This window comes from Janibacter sp. CX7, from assembly GCF_024362365.1.
GTDB lineage: Bacteria > Actinomycetota > Actinomycetes > Actinomycetales > Dermatophilaceae > Janibacter.
In genome coordinates this window covers 3,154,287-3,172,857 of the sequence record NZ_CP101464.1, presented here as the reverse complement: position 1 = coordinate 3,172,857, position 18,571 = coordinate 3,154,287, and the positions used below count along the sequence as shown (strand labels likewise).

Annotated in this window: 19 protein-coding genes; 14 read left to right on the top strand and 5 right to left on the bottom strand. The window is 72.5% G+C overall.

The genetic code is table 11. The features are described 5' to 3' along the window. The 6 genes from NMQ01_RS15635 (at position 1) to NMQ01_RS15610 (ending at position 5,655) form a co-directional block, all read left to right on the top strand. Positions 1-882: a DUF58 domain-containing protein gene (locus NMQ01_RS15635; RefSeq protein WP_255184812.1), complete on the top strand. Its 882-nt coding sequence runs from the start codon at positions 1-3 to the stop codon at positions 880-882. Beyond that, a complete protein-coding gene (locus tag NMQ01_RS15630) occupies positions 872-1,345 on the top strand; it encodes a hypothetical protein (RefSeq protein WP_255184811.1) in 474 nt (157 codons plus the stop codon). The genes NMQ01_RS15635 and NMQ01_RS15630 overlap by 11 nt, the downstream gene beginning before the upstream one ends. Then, complete coding sequence (locus NMQ01_RS15625) at positions 1,345-2,328, top strand: VWA domain-containing protein (RefSeq protein ID WP_255184810.1); 984 nt, start codon at positions 1,345-1,347, stop codon at positions 2,326-2,328. The genes NMQ01_RS15630 and NMQ01_RS15625 overlap by 1 nt, the downstream gene beginning before the upstream one ends. Then, positions 2,325-3,314: a VWA domain-containing protein gene (locus NMQ01_RS15620; RefSeq protein ID WP_255184809.1), complete on the top strand. Its 990-nt coding sequence runs from the start codon at positions 2,325-2,327 to the stop codon at positions 3,312-3,314. The genes NMQ01_RS15625 and NMQ01_RS15620 overlap by 4 nt, the downstream gene beginning before the upstream one ends. Further along, positions 3,311-4,054, top strand: a complete 744-nt coding sequence (locus NMQ01_RS15615) for a hypothetical protein (protein ID WP_255184808.1) — start codon at positions 3,311-3,313, stop codon at positions 4,052-4,054. The genes NMQ01_RS15620 and NMQ01_RS15615 overlap by 4 nt, the downstream gene beginning before the upstream one ends. A gap of 92 nt (positions 4,055-4,146) precedes the next feature. Further along, complete coding sequence (locus tag NMQ01_RS15610) at positions 4,147-5,655, top strand: CoA-acylating methylmalonate-semialdehyde dehydrogenase (RefSeq protein ID WP_255184807.1); 1,509 nt, start codon at positions 4,147-4,149, stop codon at positions 5,653-5,655. A gap of 98 nt (positions 5,656-5,753) precedes the next feature. Here NMQ01_RS15610 and NMQ01_RS15605 read toward each other — a convergent pair whose 3' ends face one another. Together NMQ01_RS15605 and NMQ01_RS15600 are read right to left on the bottom strand one after the other, a co-directional pair. Next, positions 5,754-6,326, bottom strand: a complete 573-nt coding sequence (locus tag NMQ01_RS15605; RefSeq protein WP_255184806.1) for a hypothetical protein — start codon at positions 6,324-6,326, stop codon at positions 5,754-5,756. A gap of 52 nt (positions 6,327-6,378) precedes the next feature. Continuing rightward, a complete protein-coding gene (locus NMQ01_RS15600) occupies positions 6,379-7,185 on the bottom strand; it encodes an alpha/beta hydrolase (RefSeq protein WP_255184805.1) in 807 nt (268 codons plus the stop codon). A gap of 161 nt (positions 7,186-7,346) precedes the next feature. Between NMQ01_RS15600 and NMQ01_RS15595 the strand changes: the two genes are divergently transcribed. The 3 genes from NMQ01_RS15595 to NMQ01_RS15585 all read left to right on the top strand — a co-directional run bounded on the left by NMQ01_RS15595 (position 7,347) and on the right by NMQ01_RS15585 (position 12,090). Next, complete coding sequence (locus tag NMQ01_RS15595; protein WP_255184804.1) at positions 7,347-9,437, top strand: AAA family ATPase; 2,091 nt, start codon at positions 7,347-7,349, stop codon at positions 9,435-9,437. Positions 9,438-9,468: 31 nt separating this feature from the next. After that, on the top strand, positions 9,469-10,695 hold the full coding sequence (locus NMQ01_RS15590) for an NAD(P)/FAD-dependent oxidoreductase (protein ID WP_255184803.1): 1,227 nt from the start codon (positions 9,469-9,471) through the stop codon (positions 10,693-10,695). A gap of 135 nt (positions 10,696-10,830) precedes the next feature. After that, a complete protein-coding gene (locus NMQ01_RS15585) occupies positions 10,831-12,090 on the top strand; it encodes a hypothetical protein (protein WP_255184802.1) in 1,260 nt (419 codons plus the stop codon). A gap of 13 nt (positions 12,091-12,103) precedes the next feature. On the opposite strand, the gene NMQ01_RS15580 is transcribed toward NMQ01_RS15585, so the two are convergent. Next, the gene (locus NMQ01_RS15580; protein ID WP_255184801.1) at positions 12,104-13,588 is read right to left on the bottom strand and encodes a multicopper oxidase family protein; all 1,485 of its coding nucleotides are present in this window, start codon (positions 13,586-13,588) and stop codon (positions 12,104-12,106) included. Further along, positions 13,585-14,016 carry a hypothetical protein gene (locus tag NMQ01_RS15575; protein ID WP_255184800.1) on the bottom strand — a complete coding sequence of 144 codons (432 nt, stop codon included), beginning with the start codon at positions 14,014-14,016 and terminating at the stop codon, positions 13,585-13,587. The genes NMQ01_RS15580 and NMQ01_RS15575 overlap by 4 nt, the downstream gene beginning before the upstream one ends. A gap of 173 nt (positions 14,017-14,189) precedes the next feature. On the opposite strand from NMQ01_RS15575, the gene NMQ01_RS15570 reads away from it, so the two are divergent. Next, a complete protein-coding gene (locus tag NMQ01_RS15570; protein WP_255184799.1) occupies positions 14,190-14,981 on the top strand; it encodes a MerR family transcriptional regulator in 792 nt (263 codons plus the stop codon). A gap of 106 nt (positions 14,982-15,087) precedes the next feature. Here NMQ01_RS15570 and NMQ01_RS15565 read toward each other — a convergent pair whose 3' ends face one another. After that, positions 15,088-15,702, bottom strand: coding sequence for a DUF5701 family protein (locus NMQ01_RS15565; RefSeq protein WP_255184798.1), 615 nt, complete (start codon positions 15,700-15,702; stop codon positions 15,088-15,090). A gap of 182 nt (positions 15,703-15,884) precedes the next feature. Between NMQ01_RS15565 and NMQ01_RS15560 the strand changes: the two genes are divergently transcribed. The 4 genes from NMQ01_RS15560 (at position 15,885) to NMQ01_RS15545 (ending at position 18,511) form a co-directional block, all read left to right on the top strand. Further along, complete coding sequence (locus NMQ01_RS15560; RefSeq protein WP_255184797.1) at positions 15,885-16,277, top strand: YciI family protein; 393 nt, start codon at positions 15,885-15,887, stop codon at positions 16,275-16,277. Then, entirely contained in the window at positions 16,274-17,524 is a 1,251-nt protein-coding gene (locus NMQ01_RS15555) for an RNA polymerase sigma factor (RefSeq protein ID WP_255184796.1), read from the top strand. The genes NMQ01_RS15560 and NMQ01_RS15555 overlap by 4 nt, the downstream gene beginning before the upstream one ends. A gap of 136 nt (positions 17,525-17,660) precedes the next feature. Next, entirely contained in the window at positions 17,661-18,005 is a 345-nt protein-coding gene (locus NMQ01_RS15550; RefSeq protein ID WP_255184795.1) for a helix-turn-helix transcriptional regulator, read from the top strand. Next, positions 18,002-18,511, top strand: a complete 510-nt coding sequence (locus NMQ01_RS15545; protein ID WP_255184794.1) for an SRPBCC domain-containing protein — start codon at positions 18,002-18,004, stop codon at positions 18,509-18,511. The genes NMQ01_RS15550 and NMQ01_RS15545 overlap by 4 nt, the downstream gene beginning before the upstream one ends. Positions 18,512-18,571: the final 60 nt, after the last annotated feature.

The following is an 18,571-nucleotide window of genomic DNA, read 5'->3' as shown; positions in this document are numbered from 1 at the left end:
ATGACGCGGCTGGTGCACAAGGTCAAGGGCAAGCTGTCGATCCACGTCCGACGTCGGTCGGTCGCGCTGCTCGACGGCGGCTACGCCTCTGTCCACAAGGGCCGCTCGATGGACTTCGACGACCTGCGCGAGTACGCCGTCGGTGACGACATCCGCGACATCGACTGGAAGGCCTCGGCCCGCCACGGCTCGATGCTCATCAAGCGCTACGTCGCCCAGCGGCACTTCGAGCTCGTCGTCGTCATGCCCGCCGGGCGCGAGATGGCCGCGACCGCGGCCGGGGGCGAGCCGAAGCGCGATGTCGCGGTCCTCGCCGCCGGGGTCCTCGGCTGGCTCGCCGTGCGCCACGGCGACGACGTGTCGATGATCAGCGGTGCCCCCGGCCGCATCCACGCCACCCGCGCCCGCAGCTCCGAGGGCCATCTCGAGCACCTGCTCCAGGAGAGCCTCGCCCGCTCCCAGCCGGACTCGCCCTCCGCCGACCTGCCGGGCCTGCTGCGGCACATCACCCGCAACGTCAAGGGCCGCAAGGTGCTGCTCGTCATCGCCGACGACGGCGTCGAGCCCGCCGCGGTCGAGGACACGCTGCGCTCCCTTCGCCTGCGGCACGAGGTGCTGTGGGTCGACGTCGCCGACCTCGACCCGCTCGGCCTCGACCCCGAGACGCTCGTGCGCGACGTCGCCGTCGACCACCCGCTGCCCGACCTGCTCGCATCCGACCGGGAGCTCGCGGCCGCCTTCGCGCAGTCCGAGGGCACCCGACGCCACGACCTCGACGCCATGCTCCGGCGCACCGACGTCTCCTCCGCCCGCGTCAGCCACACCGACGAGGTCGTGCCGATGGTCGTGCGCATGCTCGAGAAGAGGCGCCGTGGACGCTGACCCGATCTACCTCGCCCCGCAGGACTACTCCGTCGTCTGGCCGGTCCTGGGCTTCTTCATGCTCTTCGGCCTCGTCGTCTGGGCCATGTGGATCTGGCTGCTCACCCGACCGCCGGAGGGCGAGGACGGGCGTGGCTCGCTCCCGCCGTCGGCCCTGGCCAAGCTGCGCCGCGACGCCCTCGCCCGCATCGACACGGTCGATCGCGAGGTGCGGGCCGGCACCACGACCGCACGCCGCGGCCACCACGAGCTCTCGCAGATCGTGCGCGGCTTCGTCAGCAAGGCGAGCGGCCTCAAGGCCGAGACGATGACGGCGGCCGACCTGCGGGAGCGCGGGCCGGCGCACCTCGCCGACCTCATCGAGCAGTACTACCCGCGGCAGTTCGGCCAGGCCGAGGCCGACCCGCCGAGCTTCGCCCGCTCGGCGTCCGCGGCCCGCGATGTCGTCGGGGGGTGGTCGTGATGGGTCTCGCGTGGTGGTGGCTCACCCTGCTCCTCGTCCTCGCCGTGCTCGTCGTCGCCGGCCTCGGCTGGTGGTTCGCCGGTCGCGACAAGGCGGCGCGCGACGCGGTCCTCGTCGCCAACTCCCGGCGCCTGACCCGGCTGCCCGCCTACCGGGCGGCGCTGTCGCGCCAGCGGGTGCGCCTCGCCGGCATCGCCGGCCTGCTCGCCGTCGTGCTGCTGCCGCTCGCGGTCGCCGCCGGTCGCCCGGGCACGACCGAGACGATCGACCCGTCGAAGAACAACCGCGACATCATGCTCTGCCTCGACGTCTCGGGCTCGATGTACTCGACCGACCGGGCCGTGCTGGAGAACTTCTCGGAGATCGTCACGAGCTTCCGCGGCGAGCGGATCGGGCTGGTGCTCTTCAACAACCAGTCGGTGACCGCCTTCCCGCTCACCGACGACTACGACCTCGTCTCCGAGCAGCTCAAGGGCTATGCGGAGGGCTTCTCGCTCTTCGGCAGCGGCGAGTACGACCCGACCTCCGGCACCTTCAACGAGCGCATCCTCGCCAGCTCGCTCGTGCCCGACGGCCTGGCGAGCTGCGTGCTCAACTTCGACCACGCCGACCAGGAGCGCCCGCGCGCGATCATCCTCGGCACCGACAACGACGTCCACGGCGAGGGTGTCTACACCCTCGACGAGGCGACCCAGCTGGCCAAGGACCGCAACGTGCGCGTCTACGCGCTCAACCCCCTTCCCCTCGGCTCGTCGCACACCGAGCTCTCCTCGGCCACCGAGGAGACGGGCGGGCGGACCTGGGGTCTGGACCAGCCGGGCGCGACGACCGAGGTGACCAACAACATCGACGAGCTCGAGTCCGCCCGCCTGCCCGACGTCGCCCCCGTGCACGTGCGCACCGACCTGCCGCGCGTGTGGATCGTGCTCAGCCTGCTCGGGCTGCTCGTGCTCTACCCGCTGCTGTGGCGGTGGCGCCGATGAGCTGGCACCCGCTCCTGCCCTGGCCGCTCGTCGTCCTGCTCGGCCTGCTGCTCGTCGGCTTCACCGCATGGCGGGTCGTCGCCGACACCCACCACCGACTGCGCTGGGGCCTGCGTCTGGCCACCGCCGTCGCCATGGTCCTCACCCTGCTCGGGCCCGCCGTCGACGGTGCGATCGCCCGGCAGGCGGCGAGCGACGTCAACGTCTACTTCGTCGTCGACACGACGACCTCGGCGATGGCCCGCGATTTCGACGGCGACCGGACGCGCATCGAGGGCTATCGCGAGGACATGGCCAAGATCCAGGAGGAGATGCCGGGCGCGCGCTTCTCGATCATCACCTTCGACTACGCCGCCCGCGTCGTCATGCCGCTCACGACCGACACCAATGCCCTCAAGACCGCGGCGGAGAACCTCCGCGCGGAGAACAGCCTCTACTCGGGCGGCTCGTCGATCACCGCGGCCCAGGAGCGGTTGCGGCTCACCCTCGAGGGGGCCAAGGAGCGCCAGCCCGAGCGCTCGCGGATCGTCTTCTACCTCGGCGACGGCGAGCAGACCTCGTCGCAGGACCCGACCCCCTTCGACCTGCCCGACCTCGTCGACGGTGGCGCCGTCCTCGGCTACGGCACCGAGCAGGGTGGCCGGATGGCCTCCACGGATGCCGACGGCGAGCCCGGTGAGGACATCAAGGACAGCCAGGGCAACCCCGGCGTCAGCAAGATCGACGAGAAGCGGCTCGAGGAGATCGCCGAGCAGCTCGGGGTGCCCTACACCCACCGCGAGGGCGGCGACATCGGGCCGGCGCTCACCGACGCCGACCCCGGCGAGGCCGTCGACGGCGAGGGGGCCGGCATCGAGACCTACACCTCGCTCGTGTGGGTGCTCGCGCTCATCATGTCGGGCCTGCTGCTCGCCGACCTCTTCGTCACCACCCGCGAGATCGGCCGTCTGCGCCGCGTCGAGGCCGAGGCAGGAGGCACCCCGTGACCGCCCCCATGGAGCCCCGGCTGCGCCGGCGCCGCCGGATGATCATCGCGACGATCATCCCGGCGATCATCATGATCGTCCTGGCGATCCGCTTCCTCACCCTGCCGCTCTTCATGGGCCAGGCGCAGGACGCCCACGGCGGCGACGACGGCGACGGCATGGTCAAGGCCGCGGAGCGGCTGCACCCGCTCAACCTCGTCGAGCGGTGGCGCGCTCCCTTCGTCGAGGGCACCGGCAAGTCGGTCTCCGGTGACCTCGCCGGCGGCCGGGCCGACCTCGAGACCGCGCTCGAGCGCACCAAGGACCCGCAGGACGACTGCACCGTGCGCACCAACCTCGTCATCACGATCTCGCAGCAGGCCGACGAGGCGAAGGAGGCCGGCGACACCGACAAGGAGAAGGCGCTCGCCGAGGAGGCCCTCACGCTCATCGAGGAGGGCCCCGAGGGCTGCCTCGACGGCAGCGACGACGGCAACGGTGGCGAGGCCGGGCGCAAGCAGCAGGAGCAGAAGGACAAGCTCGAGGAGCAGACCGGCAAGAAGCAGCCGGAGGACCCGCAGGACCCGGGCAAGGACGACCCGAAGGACGACGGCGACGGCGAGGGCGAGGAGCCCAAGGACCCGAAGCAGAAGCAGCTGGAGGAGCGCAACCAGACCGGTCAGCGCGAGTCGGAGAACGACAAGCGCGAGTCGGAGGCCGAGGGCAGCGGCGGGCCCGACCCCGTCGAGAAGCCCTGGTAGGAGCTGCGCGAGCCCATGGACGAAGGGGGGTGACGCTCCCCCTGTCGTGCGCTTGGATGTGGTGACGAATCCGTCTGCCCGAAGGAGGGCACATGAGCGCCACCCCGTCCGCGCCCACGCGCATCACCCACCTCGTCGGCCACCGGGCGTGGCAGGGGGAGCCGGGCCGCACGAGCGAGGTCTGCAACCCGGCGACGGGCGAGGTCACCGGCACGCTCGACCTGGCCAGCGCCGAGACCGTCGGCGAGGTCGTCGCCGTGGCGCGGGAGGCGGCGCGCGAGTGGGGCCGGGCGTCGCTGGCGCGGCGGGTCAGGGCGCTCTTCGCCTTCCGCCAGCTGCTCGTCGAGCACACCGACGAGATTGCCCGGGCGATCACCGCGGAGCACGGCAAGACCCATGACGACGCCGTCGCCGAGATCGGGCGCGGGCTCGAGGTCGTGGAGTTCGCCTGCGGCATCCCGCAGCTGCTCAAGGGTGGCTTCTCCGAGGGCGTCTCGACCGACGTCGACGCCTTCTCGATCCTCCAGCCGCTGGGTGTCGTCGGCGTCATCTCGCCCTTCAACTTCCCCGCGATGGTGCCGCTGTGGTTCGTGCCGATCGCCGTCGCCACGGGCAACGCGGTCGTCATCAAGCCGAGCGAGAAGGACCCGACAGCGGTCAACCTCATCGCCGACCTGTGGCGCGGGGCCGGGGTGCCCGACGGGGTGGTCAACGTCGTGCACGGGGACAAGGAGGCGGTCGACGCGCTGCTCGACCACCCCGACGTCAAGGCGATCTCCTTCGTCGGCTCGACCCCCGTGGCGCGCCACGTCTACGAGCGCGGGGTGGCCGCCGGCAAGCGGGTGCAGGCGCTCGGCGGGGCCAAGAACCACATGCTCGTGCTGCCCGACGCCGACCTCGACCTGGCGGCCGACGCAGCGGTGTCGGCGGGATACGGCGCGGCGGGGGAGCGGTGCATGGCGATCTCGGTCGTGCTCGCGACCGAGTCGATCGCCGACGAGCTCGTCGCCCGGATCGTCGAGCGCACCCGCACCCTGCGCGTCGGGGACGGCAGCGGCGACGTCGACATGGGCCCTCTCGTCACCCGCGCGCACCTCGACAAGGTCACCGGCTACGTCGAGGCGGGGGTCGAGGCCGGGGCCGAGCTCGTCGTCGACGGGCGTGAAGGCGCCGAGGCGCTCGGGCCGGGCTACTTCCTCGGGCCGACGCTCTTCGATCGGGTGACGCCGCGGATGTCGATCTACACCGACGAGATCTTCGGCCCGGTGCTATCCGTCGTGCGGGTCGCGTCCTTCGACGAGGGGCTGCAGCTGATCAACGACAACCCCTATGGCAACGGCACGGCGATCTTCACCCACGACGGCGGCGCCGCCCGGCGCTTCCAGCACGAGGTCGAGGTCGGCATGGTCGGCATCAACGTCCCGATCCCCACGCCGATGGCCTACTACTCCTTCGGCGGGTGGAAGAGCTCGCTCTTCGGCGACACCCACGCCCACGGCATCGAGGGCGTGCACTTCTTCACCCGGACCAAGGCGGTCACCCAGCGCTGGCCCGACCCGAGCCACGGTGGGCTCGACCTGGGGTTCCCCACGAACGGCTGAGTCGCTGGGGCCCTCGTGGCCGTGTGAGGTTGTGCGCGCCCGTGTCACCGTATGGGGTCACACGGGCGGGCAGATCCTCACACAGGTGACGAAGGAGCTCAGCCGGTGGGCTCGTGGATGAAGGCACGGGCAGCCGCCACGCCCTCCGCGACGTCCCAGTGCGGGAAGCCCACGGCGGCCAGCTGCTCGGCGCTGACGGTCGGACCGGCCGCGACGATCGCCGCGATGGTGGGGCGGTCGGGCGGAGTCAGGCCGTGGTCCTCAGCCTCTGCCTCGACCCAGTCCATGAGCTCGAGGACGGCGTCCTCGTCGCACATCACGGGGACGAAGTCCCACTGCGCGTCCTCGTCGGGGTCGAAGGCGTCGTGCGTCCAAATACCATCGGCCCAGGCCTGCGCGGCGTCGATGGCATCGCACTCCTGCGGCAGCGATGGGTGCTGCAGCCCCTCGAGCCACCAGGCAGGTCGCCCGTCCATGACCACCGGGGCGCCCGCGGTGAGGTCTGCGGACTCGGCCCCGCGGTCCCACAGGAAGAGCAGGGCCCGGTCCTCCGGCAACATGGCCAGCGCGCACCAGCTGCCGCCGAAGTCATGCAGGAAACGCAGCCCGTCCCGGCACCAGGCGCCCTCGCGGCCGGAGGCCGCGGCAGAGGCCGCTTGCACGGCGGCCACCGCCGCCCAACGATGGCTCAGGTCCTGTGGGGTTGGCGCGCTCTGGGGTGCCTCAGATGTGGTCATTCACGAAGGCCATCACGTCGTCGAGGACCTCTTCGCGGTTGGTCTCGTTGAAGATCTCGTGGCGGGCGCCGGGGTAGCGCTTCGAGGGGGCGCCGTCGGGGGCGATGTGCGCCCAGCCCTCGTCGCTGCGGTCGATCGGGACGAGCTGGTCGTCGGCGCCGTGCAGCCAGATCGTCGGGATGGTGAGGCGGCCACCGCGGGTGATCGCCTCGAGGGTGGCGCGCAGCGCGAGCAGGGTCGGGCGCTTGAAGTCGCCGTGCCAGACGAGCTCGTCGGCCTCGTAGGCGCGGCCGACGTCGGGCTCGCGGCTGAGGGTCGTGATGTCGATCGGCGTCGGCGGGATCTCGTCGAGGTCGGCCAGGGCCGTGGGCTCCCAGGAGCCGAGCACCGGGCCGGAGAGCACCGTCGCGGTGAGCGTCTGCGGGTACCGCTGGGTGTAGCGGGCGGCGATCATGCCGCCCATGGAGTGCCCGATGAGCACGAGCGGCAGGTCGGGGTGCTCCTCGTGGGCGCGCTGGACGAGCAGGTGGAGGTCGTCGACGACGCCCTCGAAGTCCTCGACGAGCACCCGCTCGCCCTCGCTGCGCCCGTGGCCGATGTGGTCGTGGGCGTAGACGACGGCGCCGTCGGCGGTGAGCCGCTCGGCCACCCACTGGTAGCGCCCGACGTGCTCGCCGTAGCCGTGGGCGATGACCGCCACCCACGTCGGGTCGCCGGGCGGGCTCCACAGGGAGCCGATGAGCAGGCCGGCGTGGCCATGGGTCTCGATGTCCTCGGGCGGGATGGAGCTCACGGGTCCTCCTGGGTGACGTCGGTGTCCGGCTCCAGTCTGTCAGCGGACCCGGGGCGAAGGGGGGTGCCGTCCTGTCCGTGGGAACAATTCGCCGCGTCGCGCGTTGGACAGGGCCGCACTCGAGGACAGGGGACCGCGTGACCGCAGGCAGGACCGACCAGATGACCACGCAGGACGCGATCGGTGAGGAGCAGCAGGCGCTCGACGCGGCGCACGCCCGCCGGGGCGAGGTGATCGACGAGCTGGAGGGGCGTCTGCAGGGCAGCGCCCGGGAGGACTCGGTGGCCGCGGCCGCCATGCGGGCCACCCGGCAGCGCCTCGCTGAGCTGACGCAGGCCGAGCAGGGGCTGGTCTTCGGGCGCCTCGACGCCCGTGACGGCAGCAGCCTGCGCATCGGACGCGTCGGCGTCCCGGCCGCCGAGGACGACGCGGATCCGCTCGTCGTCGACTGGCGGGCGGAGGCGTCGCGCCCCTTCTACACCGCGACCGCCGTTGCGCCGCAGGGGAACTCGCGCCGCCGGCACATCCGCACCGAGGGGCGGCGGGTCGTCGCGGTCGACGACGAGCTGCTCGATGGCTCGACCGACGGCGAGCTGGTCGGCGAGGGCGCGCTGCTCGCGGCGCTCGACGAGCGCCGCACCGGTCGGATGGGCACGGCCGTGGCCACGCTCCAGCGCGAGCAGGACGACATCGTGCGGGCGGACCCGCGCGGCGCGCTCGTCGTCCAGGGCGGCCCCGGCACGGGCAAGACCGTCGTCGCGCTGCACCGGGTCGCCTACCTCCTCTTCGCGCAGCCGCAGCTCGCCCGGGCGGGCGTCCTGGTCCTCGGGCCCTCGCAGCGCTTCCTCGACTACATCGGCCAGGTGCTGCCCGCGCTCGGTGAGACCGCGGTCGTCTCGGCGACCTGCGAGACCCTCCTGCCCGGGGTCCGTCCGGGGCGAAGGGAGGAGCGTCGCCTCGCCGAGATCAAGGGACGGGCGCTGTGGCAGCAGGCGCTCGCCGACCGTGTCGCCGGGCTGGTGCCACCGCCTACGGACCTGACACTGCACTGGGACGGCGAGGACTACCTCGTGCCGGCCGCGACGATCGATCGGCTGCAGCGGGGCGCGCTGTCGGGCCGGTCCTACCACTCGGCACGGCGGGTGCTCACCGGCCAGCTCGTCGACGTGCTCACCGAGCTCGTCGCGGAGCGGGTCGTCGAGCTGCTCGCCTCGGCGGAGGAGGGCTTCGAGGAGATCCTCGATCGGGTCGACGCGAGCCTCGCGCGAAGCGACGACCGCGGCGCGCGGACGCAGGGCTCGAGCGGCTCGGTCGACGGCGAGCTGAGCGAGGACGAGGTCGAGGAGCTGCGTCGGCGGATCGAGGACGACCCCGGCCTCGCCGCCCGGGTCCGTGCCTGGTGGCCCGACCGCGACCCCGCAGACGAGCTGCGAGCCCTGCTCGGCGACCGGGCGGCGCTCGCTGCCGTGCCCGGCCTCACCGACGACGAGCGCGACCTCGTGGCCGCCGAGCCGACTCCCTTCGCCCCGAGCGACATCGCCCTGCTCGACGCGATGTCCGACCTGCTCGGCGAGGACGCACCCCGGGTGACGCAGGGAGACTTCGTCGCCGATCGCGCTGCGGCGCAGCGGGACTGGGTGTACGGCCACGTCGTCGTCGACGAGGCGCAGGAGCTGTCGGCCATGGAGTGGCAGATGGTCCTGCGCCGCTGCCCGGCCGCCTCGATCACCGCGGTCGGCGACATCGACCAGACCGAGGCGCCGCACGCCCACACGACGTGGGAGGGCGCGCTCAGAGAGGTGCTCACCGACCGGTGGCGCCGCGCCGACCTGACGATCTGCTATCGCACTCCGCGCGAGGTCATGGACCTCACCGGTCCGGTCCTCGAGGCAGCCGGCAGCACCAACGAGCCGCCGCGCGCGGTACGCAGCAGCGGAGTCGAGCCGTGGCTGCGCCACGTGCCCGAGGGGGACCTGGCCGCCACCGTCGCGGCCGAGCACGCGGCCCTCGCCGAGCGCTGGGACGGCGGCTCGGTGGGCGTCGTCGCCCCCGCCGACCGGGTCGCCGACCTCGCCGCGGCCCTCGGCCCCGACGTCACGGTCATGAGCGCCACCCAGGCCAAGGGGCTGGAGTGGGACGCCACCCTGCTCGTCGACCCCGACGGCATCGCCGCCGAGCCGCGCGGGTGGAACGGGCTCTACGTCGCCCTCACCCGCTGCACCCAGGAGCTCGGCCGGGTGGTCATCGCGTGACCCCCGGCGGGGCCTGTGCGAAGGTCGGGGCATGACCGAGAGCAGCGGGGACACCGCCGAGCGCATCGTCGTGGTGGGTGCCGGCGAGTGCGGGACCCGGGCGGCGATGGCCCTGCGGGAGCGCGGCTTCGCCGGGTCGATCACCCTGCTCGGGCGCGAGGAGGTCGTCGCCTACGAGCGCCCGCCGTTGTCGAAGGCCGCGCTCGCCGACGACGACCCCGAGCTCGTCCACCCCTGGACGCCGGAGCAGCTCGCGGAGGCGGGGATCTCCTTTCGCCTCGGGGTGGACGTCACGGCGATCGACCGGGAGGCGCGGACCGTCGTCACCGACGCGGGGGCGATGCCCTACGACCGGCTGCTCCTGACGACCGGGGCGGGGTCGCGGCGGCTCGGGCTGGACCACGTGCACTACCTGCGCACCCACGCCGAGGCGGCGACGCTGCGCGACCTCGTGCGGGCCGGGGGCCGGCTGCTCGTCATCGGGGCCGGGTTCATCGGTCTCGAGATCGCCGCTGGGGCCCGGCAGCGCGGCATGGAGGTCGTCGTCGTCGAGGCGGCCGACCGGGCGCTCGCGCGGATGGTGCCGCCGGTCGTCGCCGACGAGGTCGTCGCCCTGCACACCGACCACGGCGTGCAGGTGCGCACCGGCACCACCGTGACCTCGGTCGACGAGGTGGCCGGCCGTCTGCGGGTCGGCCTGTCGACCGGCGAGAGCCTCGACGTCGACGCCGTCGTGGCCGGTGTCGGAGCCGCGCCGCACAGCGAGCTCGCCTCTGCCGCAGGCCTGCTCGTCGAGGACGGGATCGTCGTCGACGAGCAGCTGCGCACGAGCGACCCGCACATCTGGGCGGCGGGGGACTGCGCTGCCGTCCCCGATGCCCGCAGCGGTCACCGGGCCCGCGTCGAGTCCTGGCGCAGCGCCCACGACCAGGCGGTCACCGTCGCCGCGTCGATGACCGGTGGGCAGGAGCCACACGTCGCGGTCCCGTGGTTCTGGTCCGACCAGTACGACCAGATGCTCCAGACGGCGGGTCTGCCGACGACGGCCGTCAGCGAGGTCGTGCGCGAGCGCGAGGACGGGTCGCTGATCCACTTCGGGCTCGACGCGCAGGGGCGCCTCGTCGCCGCCACCTCCCTGGGCCGCGGACCGGTCGTCGCCAAGGACATCCGGGTCGCCGAGTCGCTCATCGCGACCGGGGCGACTCCTGACCCGACGGCACTCGCGGACCCGGGGACCCCCCTTCGCTCCCTGCGGTGACGCGGGCACACCGAGCGGTGACGCGGGCCCACCGGCAGTGACCACCCTGCCGTCCGGTCCGTGCTCGCGCCTGCATAGATTGGCCGGCGCCCGTCCGCCCGGACGCGCGACGGCAGCACGAAGAACCAGGGAGACATGGACCAGTCCACCGAGACGGAGCCGGCCACCTTCACCCGCCGAGCGGGCTCCTCGGGACTGCGCCTCGGCTGGACCAACGTCCGCAACAACTGGCTGACCCTGGTCGGACTCATCGTCGTGTGGGGCGGCTACTACTACCGCAACAACGACTGGAGCAGCACCGTCACGATGCTGTCGTGGACGGTGGGCGGCGTCTTCGTCGGCGCCACGCTCTTCTACGGCCTCTACGGACTGTCGACGGTCCGGCTCACTCGCGACGAGCTGGTCGTCACCCGCTTCGGTGTTCGTCAGCGCCTCCTCCGGGACGAGGTGGGGGATCTCGTGCGCGGCAGCGCCTACCCCACCGTCGGGAAGTCGCTGGAGCTGCACTACTGGTTCATCACCGACGTGCGGGGTCGGCGCTTCGTCGCCCTGCCGGACTCGCTCTTCCCGGACGACACCTTCGAGGAGCTGGCGGCCGTGCTCGGGGTCAGGTCCCGACCGGTCACCGGGGCGGAGGAGGAGCACCGCCTCTCGCCGTGGTGGATGCGCAACCTCGTGCTGACGGGACTCCTGACGGCGGTGGTCCTCGTGGCCGTGGTCGCGCTCGCGTGGTGGGGTGGGGGCGCGGTCCGGGACTGGATGCACTCCCGAGCGGAGGCCTCCGCCCAGGAGGACTTCGCCGCGCAGGTCGAGCCGCAGCTGAAGACCTCGCGCTTCCCGCACCTGGACCTGGAGGAGCACGGTGCACCGGCGTCGCCGCTCTTCGTCTCGGGGGATGCGAAGACGCGGTCCGAGGTGACCCTGCGGTCGCGGGTCGACCTCGTCGGCACCGACCCCGACCTGGCCTCCGCGGAGGCGATCGAGCTGCTCGAGATCCAGTGCGCTCCCTCGACGAAGGGAGCGGAGGTCACCGTCGTCGCGGTGGGCTACACCTCGGACGACGTCCTCGGCTACGACCGCTTCGTCGAGCTCGACTGCGCTGCCGATCCCGCCGCCCTGCACGACTGGCTGACGTGGTCCGAGCAGCACCCGGCGGACAAGGACGAGGGCAGCTTCACGGTGACCCAGGGGCGCGCCTTCGACGGCGAGCAGTCCGACCTCGAGATCGTCGGCGAGGCCGTGGACGCCTCCGACACGGCCCTGCGCGCCACGATGGAGCGCGCGTGCGCCTTCCCGGGGGCCGACGAGGCGATGGTGACGGTCTACGACCGCGACATGGAGCGCAGCATCCCGCACGTCAGGTGCGACGGCATCGAGGCACAGCTCGCCGAGTAGTCCGGCTCCGCGCTCACACGACCGAGAAGTCCGCCATCATCATCCGGTCCTCGTGCTCGAGGTTGTGGCAGTGCAGGACGTAGCGGCCGCGATAGCCCGCGATCGGCACGAGAACCTCGGCGCGCGAGGTCGGGCCGACGTCGATCGTGTCCTTCCAGACCGGCGCACCGTCCTGCTCGACCTGGAAGCCGACGAGGTGCGCGTGGACCGGGTGGTGCACGTCGGTCGTGAAGCGCCACCGCTCGAGGGTGCCCAGCCTGGGCCGGGCGATGTCGACGCCCGGTCGGTAGGGCTGGTCGTTGACCGTCCACATCGCGAGGTCACCCCCGCCGCTGGACCCGCCCGCCGACCCGTGCGACCCGTGTCCCTGGCCGCGCGCGCCGAGCGAGAGCTTGAAGTCGCGCGTCACGACGACATCGGCCGGGTCGAGCCGCTCGATGCTCGACAGCCGTGAGGGCACGTGCGAGTCGTCCCGAGCCCGGCGTGCCACGTCGAAGCGCATCACCTGACCCATCGCGCCGCCGTCGAGCCGGTTGACGAGGGTCACCTGCGAGCCGACCTCGTGCTCCGAGAAGTCGACGACGACGTCGGCACGCTCGGCCGGCGCGAGGGTGAGGGTCGAGCGCCGGTGCGGCCGGGTCATCAGCCCGAGGTCGGTGCCGACCTGGACGAGGTCGCCGCCCGGGTCGAGAGCCAGCTCGAGGCGACGGGCATTGCAGGCGTTGAGGATTCGCAACCGATAGCGGGCGGCGTCGACATCGGTCCGCGGCCACGGGGCGCCGTTAACGAGCATGACGTCACCGAGGAGGCCCCCGTGGTAGCGCGCATCGATGACCCCGTCGGTCAGCGGGTAGACGAGCTCGGCGTCGTCGCCGAAGCTGCGGTCGGTGATGAGGAGGGTCAGCTCGCGCTCCTCGCTCGGCAGCCCGAGATCCTCCTCGGCCGGGTCGCGCAGCACGAAGGCTCCGGCCATGCCGGCGTAGACATTCGGCCCCGTGAGGTCCATCGCGTGGTCGTGGTACCAGAGCAGCGCGGCGCGCTGGTCGAGCGGGTAGTCGTAGACCCGGGACGAGCGCGGCCGGACGAAGTCCGTCGGGTAGCCGTCGTGCTCCGGCGGCACGACGCCGCCGTGCAGGTGGTTGACGACCGGGACGTCGAGCTCGTTGGCCACGGTCAGGTGCAGCGGGACCCCCTTCGTCGCCTCGATGGTGGGTCCGGGGAAGAGGCCGTCGTAGCCGGCGATCTCCGTCGTGCGCCCGGGCAGGATCTCGACGGCCTTGCGCCGCACCGTGATTCGTGCCCGGCCGTCACGATCAGGACGAAGGGGGGTCAGCCGCGGCAGGTCCGTGCCGAAGGGGCGCGGCAGCGGGACCGAGCTCGTGAGGAGGGCCCCGGTGGACCCGCCGGGCGAGGTGAGGGAGAGCCCGCAGGCGGCGAGGGCCACGCCGGAGACGATGCCGCCGGAGAGGCCGAAGAGCTGGCGTCGGGACAGGCTCACTGCCGACCTCCCTTCGCGCCGCGGGTCCACGGCCAGACCGCCAGCCACAGGGCGAGGGCCACGAGGGCGACGCCGAGCGGGATGTGGAGGACGAGGACGCGGGTCGAGCCGAGGGCCACCTGCGCCGTCGTGAGGAACCCGAGGGCGATCGAGGTGGCGACGAGCCACCAGTGCCGACCGACGACCCCGAGAGCCAGGCCGCACACCCCCGTCACCCACGTGACGAGCACGAGGATCCCGCCGGTGACGAGGTGCACGTCGAGTGCCGCCCACGTGCCCTGGAGGAAGGAGCCGATCGAGATCGGTTGCAGCACGAAGGCGATCGCCTGCGGCAGCATGACAAGCCGGGTGATCCAGAGCAGTGCGGTGTGCAGCCCCGAGCGGCGTGGCGTCGGTGGCGCGAAGGGGGCGAGGGCGGGCGTCGTCATGGTCTTCGACGCTATGGACCGGCGCGCCCGGTCACCATGGGCCGGGCACCCCGAGGCGACGGGGGGATCGCCCCACCCTCCACGGTGGTCGAGGTGCGCGCCTGCGAGCCTCGAGACCCGCGAAGGAGGGCGGGTTTGACCCTCACGCGACGTGAGGCACCACAGTCGTCGCCATGACCGAGATCGCGCAGCACACTGGCCTCATGGAGGCGCTCACGGTGGGGCAGGTGGCCGAGACCTTCGGCGTGACGGTGCGGACGCTGCACCACTACGACGAGGTCGGGCTGCTGCACCCGAGCGAGCGCACGCCGGCGGGTTACCGGCTCTACACCCGCGAGGACCTGCAGCGGCTGAGCACGATCGTCGTCTACCGGAGGCTGGACTTCAGCCTCGAGGAGATCGGTGAGCTGCTCGACGCCGACGGTGCCGAGGTGATCGACCACCTGAGGCGGCAGCGCGACGAGGTCACGGCCAGGTTGGCGCAGATGTCCGACCTGGTCGAAGCGATCGACCGACGACTGGAGGCAGAGATGGACAACCAGCCCGCGACGACCGAGGACCTCAAGGAGCTCTTCGGCGACGGCTACAACGAGGAGTACCAGGCCGAGGCGCAGCAGCGCTGGGGCGACACCGACAAGTGGGCGCAGTCGCAAGCCCGGACGCAGCAGATGACCAAGGAGCAGTGGGCCGAGGTCAAGGTCGAGATGGAGACCTTCGAGGCCGACCTCGGGGCCGCGGTGCGTGCGGGTACGCCGGTCGACGGCGACGCCGCTGCGGTGCTCGCCGAGCGGCACCGCGCGAGCATCGAGCGCTACTACGACTGCTCGCACGAGTTCCAGGTCTGCTTGGCGCAGATGTACCTCTCGGACCCGCGCTTCACCGAGCACTACGAGCAGATCGAGCCGGGCACCGCGCAGTGGCTGCACGACGCGATCGTCGCCAACGCGGCGCGCCACGCCGACTGAGGGCGTGTGCACAAGAGGTCGTCCTGAGGCGTCAACGGGCAGATGAGTGCCGCGAGATGCACGAGGACGACCCTTTGTGCACGCCCGTCAGTGCGGCGCGGGGCCGTCAGTGGCGCGCGGCCGCCGAGGCGAAGCCCAGCCAGGTGTGCCGGTTGCCCGCCCAGCACCAGCCGACCTTGGGGGCGCCCTTGCGGTCGCGCCCGTCGCGTCCGGTGCCGTTGCTGATCCAGATGGCGGGGGTGCGGGCGTCCAGGCCCTTGGCCTTGGGCTTGCGGGAGGCGATCGTCATGAAGCATCGGTTGCGCTCGAGCCGCTCCGGCTCCTGCAGCAGCCAGCTGATGCCCTCGCTGACCGTGAGCGGGTGGCGGCGGCGCTCGCGGATCGCCGGCAGCGCCTCGTCGGGTGACCAGTTGGCCATCTCGTCGCCGCGCTCGATGCCGGCGATCCAGTAGAGCGGCGCATCGGGCACGACCTCGTCGGGCAGCGGTACGAAGTCGGCCAGGTCGGTCATGTCGGTCACGACGAACCCGGGCTGGTCCCCCTTCGTCAGCAGCGGGGCGAGGTCCGCCGCCGGCACGAGCGAAGGGGAGACCACGAGCACGCCGTCGCCCTCCGGGGCGTCGGGGACGAGGTCGGCGAAGGCGGTGGCGGTGAGGCCGGCGAGGTCGTGGACCCCGAGGGCGATGAGGCGGGCGGTCTGGGCGGCGGCGTCGGCAGTCATCGGTGGGGGAACGGCGAGGTGAGCGAAAACCTTCCGGCACCCTTCGAGACGCTTGCTGCGCAAGCTCCTCAGGGAGCGGGGTGGGTGGAGGATGTCGAGAAGCGCCCCGCGGCTCCGACGTCCGTGGTGTCATGGCCAGCAGGCCGCATCCCGAGGCCGCCCCGGCGGCAGGAGGCACCACCATGAAGTTCGTCATCCTCGTCCACTCCACGCCCCAGCCCTGGGGCCACCCCACGGGAGACTTCGTCGCCGAGCACCAGGCGCTGCCGGCCCAGCAGCGCGAGCAGATGGAGCGTGACTTCGAGCAGCTGCTCACCGAGATGCAGGAGGCGGGTGAGTTCCTCGCCGCGGAGGCCCTCGGTGACCCGGCGACGTCGCGGCTCTTCCGCTGGGCCGATGGCGAGCCGATCGCGACCGACGGTCCCTATGCCGAGACCAAGGAGCAGTTTGCGGGCTTCTTCCTCGTCGACGTCGCCGACCGGGAGCGGGCCGAGGAGCTCGGTCGGGCCTTCGCCGGCCCCGGCGAGACGATCGAGGTGCGGCCGACGATGTGGCCCGGCGGCGAGGAGCAGTGAGCGCCGGCGAGGACGTCTGGCGGGAGCACACCGCCGACGTCCTCGCCGCGCTGCTGCGGCGCAGCGGCGACTTCGGGGCCTGCGAGGACGCGGTCCAGGAGGCGCTGCTCGCCGCGGCGGAGCAGTGGCCGCGTGACGGTCGGCCCGACGACCCGAAGGCCTGGCTCGTCCGCGTCGCCTCCCGACGGCTCATCGACGCCCGGCGCTCCGCGGACGCCCGTGAGCGCCGGGAGGAGGGCGAGTCCCGCTCTGCCGCACCGCTGCTCGAAGGGAGCGGGGTCGGGGTCGGCGACCCCGGAGCCGTCGTCGAGGGGCCGCCGGTCGACGACGACACCCTGCGGATGGCGATGCTCTGCGCTCACCCCGACCTGTCCGACGCCTCCCGGGTGGCCCTGACCCTGCGGGCCGTCGTCGGTCTGACGACCGCGCAGATCGCGGCCTGCTTCCTCGTGCCCGAGGCGACGATGGCGCAGCGGATCAGCCGGGCCAAGGCGACGATCAGGGGCAGCGGAGCTCCCTTCGCCCCGCCGACGCAGGAGGACGCGACGGCGCGGCTGCACGCGGTGCGGCACGTCGTCTACCTCGTCTTCACGACCGGGCACACGACCGCTGCCGGTGACGCGCTCGTCGACGTCGACCTCCAGCGTGAGGCGCTGCGCCTCGCCGAGCGGCTCCACCGGGCGCTGCCGCGCGACCCCGAGACCGCGGGCCTGCTCGCCCTGCTGCTCGTCGACCACGCTCGTGCGGCTGCTCGGGTGGACGCGGCCGGCGACCTCGTCCCGCTCGATGCGCAGGACCGCGCGGTGTGGGACCACGAGGCGATCGCCCGAGGCGTGCGGCTCGTCGAGGAGGCCTTGGTGCGTGGGGCGGTCGGGCCCTTCCAGCTGCAGGCGGCGATCGCGGCGGTCCACGGCGAGGCGGCGACGGCTGCGGAGACGGACTGGCTGCAGATCGTCGTGCTCTACCGGATGCTGCTGCGGATCGCGCCCTCGCCGGTCGTCGCGCTCAACCTGGCCGCGGCGGTCGGGATGGCGGAGGGCGCGGTGGCCGGGCTCAATGCCCTCGCCCCGCTGCTCGACGACCCGACCCTGGCCCGCGGGCACCGGGTCCACGCCGTCCACGCCCACCTGCTCGAGATGGCCGGCCGACGCGAAGAGGCCTGTGCCGCATACCTGCTCGCGGCCAGCCGCACCCAGAGCATCCCCGAGCAGCGCTACCTCAACCGGCGGGCGGCCACCGTCGGCTGATTCTCGGGTGACCCGAGAAACTGCCGCTTCGCAAGGGTTTGGAACTCATGCGAAGCGGCAGTTTTCCGGGTCACCCGGAAAACGTGTGACGCGTGAGGGTTGACAACGTACAACCATCTGGTTGTACGTTAGATCCATGGCACCGACGGACGAGGAGAGGGCAGACGCCTTCTTCCATGCGCTCTCCGACAGCACGAGGCGGGACATCCTGCGTCGCGTGCTGGCGGGGGAGCACTCGGTGTCCGCCCTGGCCGCCGACTACCCGATGAGCTTCGCCGCCGTGCAGAAGCACGTCGCGGTGCTCGAGCGGGCGGGGCTGATCACCAAGCGCCGCAGCGGACGAGAGTCGCTGGCGAGCGGGGACGTCGAGGCCGTGCGTGCCGTCGGTGCCCTGCTCGCCGAGCTCGAGGCCGTGTGGCGCGGCCGGGTCGCGGGGATCGACGCCCTGCTGGCCAACGACAGCACCAACCCCACCGCATGACCCACACCCAGGAGATCGACATGCCCATCATCGACGTCACCACCGACCTCGACACCCGCACCCTCGTCATGACGACCGAGTTCCCCGTCAGCGTCGAGCGCCTCTGGCAGGTGTGGGCCGACCCGCGCCAGCTCGAGCAGTGGTGGGGGCCCGAGGGCTACCCGGCCACCGTGACCGAGCACGACCTCACCCCCGGCGGCACCGTGAGCTATCACATGACCAGCCCCGAAGGGGAGAAGTTCCCCGGCGGCTGGACCGTCGTCGCCGTCGAGGAGCCCCGCCGGCTCGAGCTGCGCGACTACTTCGCCGACGCCGACGGCAACCCCGTCGACTCCGCCCCCACGTCGACGATGGTCGTCGAGTTCGTCGCCGTCGACGGTGGCGCGCGCATGGTCAACACCTCGACGTGGGAGTCCGCCGACGACATGCAGAAGGTGCTCGACATGGGCGTCGTCGAGGGCTCGAAGTCCGCCGTCAGCCAGCTCGACAAGCTGCTCGCCGCCTGAGCGCGGCCCACGTTTCACCCACCGTTCGCCCGGGGGACCCGTCAGGGTCGCCCAGGGCGA

What these genes read in the sequence shown, in the direction of transcription:
- NMQ01_RS15595 (WP_255184804.1), top strand. Translation starts at nt 7,347, where the DNA reads ATGACCACGCAGGACGCGATCGGTGAGGAGCAGCAGGCGCTCGACGCG.
- NMQ01_RS15570 (WP_255184799.1), top strand. Translation starts at nt 14,190, where the DNA reads ATGACCGAGATCGCGCAGCACACTGGCCTCATGGAGGCGCTCACGGTG.
- NMQ01_RS15550 (WP_255184795.1), top strand. Translation starts at nt 17,661, where the DNA reads ATGGCACCGACGGACGAGGAGAGGGCAGACGCCTTCTTCCATGCGCTC.
- NMQ01_RS15585 (WP_255184802.1), top strand. Translation starts at nt 10,831, where the DNA reads ATGGACCAGTCCACCGAGACGGAGCCGGCCACCTTCACCCGCCGAGCG.
- NMQ01_RS15575 (WP_255184800.1), bottom strand. Translation starts at nt 14,016, where the DNA reads ATGACGACGCCCGCCCTCGCCCCCTTCGCGCCACCGACGCCACGCCGC.
- NMQ01_RS15635 (WP_255184812.1), top strand. Translation starts at nt 1, where the DNA reads ATGACGCGGCTGGTGCACAAGGTCAAGGGCAAGCTGTCGATCCACGTC.
- NMQ01_RS15590 (WP_255184803.1), top strand. Translation starts at nt 9,469, where the DNA reads ATGACCGAGAGCAGCGGGGACACCGCCGAGCGCATCGTCGTGGTGGGT.
- NMQ01_RS15620 (WP_255184809.1), top strand. Translation starts at nt 2,325, where the DNA reads ATGAGCTGGCACCCGCTCCTGCCCTGGCCGCTCGTCGTCCTGCTCGGC.
- NMQ01_RS15545 (WP_255184794.1), top strand. Translation starts at nt 18,002, where the DNA reads ATGACCCACACCCAGGAGATCGACATGCCCATCATCGACGTCACCACC.
- NMQ01_RS15565 (WP_255184798.1), bottom strand. Translation starts at nt 15,702, where the DNA reads ATGACTGCCGACGCCGCCGCCCAGACCGCCCGCCTCATCGCCCTCGGG.
- NMQ01_RS15625 (WP_255184810.1), top strand. Translation starts at nt 1,345, where the DNA reads ATGGGTCTCGCGTGGTGGTGGCTCACCCTGCTCCTCGTCCTCGCCGTG.
- NMQ01_RS15610 (WP_255184807.1), top strand. Translation starts at nt 4,147, where the DNA reads ATGAGCGCCACCCCGTCCGCGCCCACGCGCATCACCCACCTCGTCGGC.
- NMQ01_RS15560 (WP_255184797.1), top strand. Translation starts at nt 15,885, where the DNA reads ATGAAGTTCGTCATCCTCGTCCACTCCACGCCCCAGCCCTGGGGCCAC.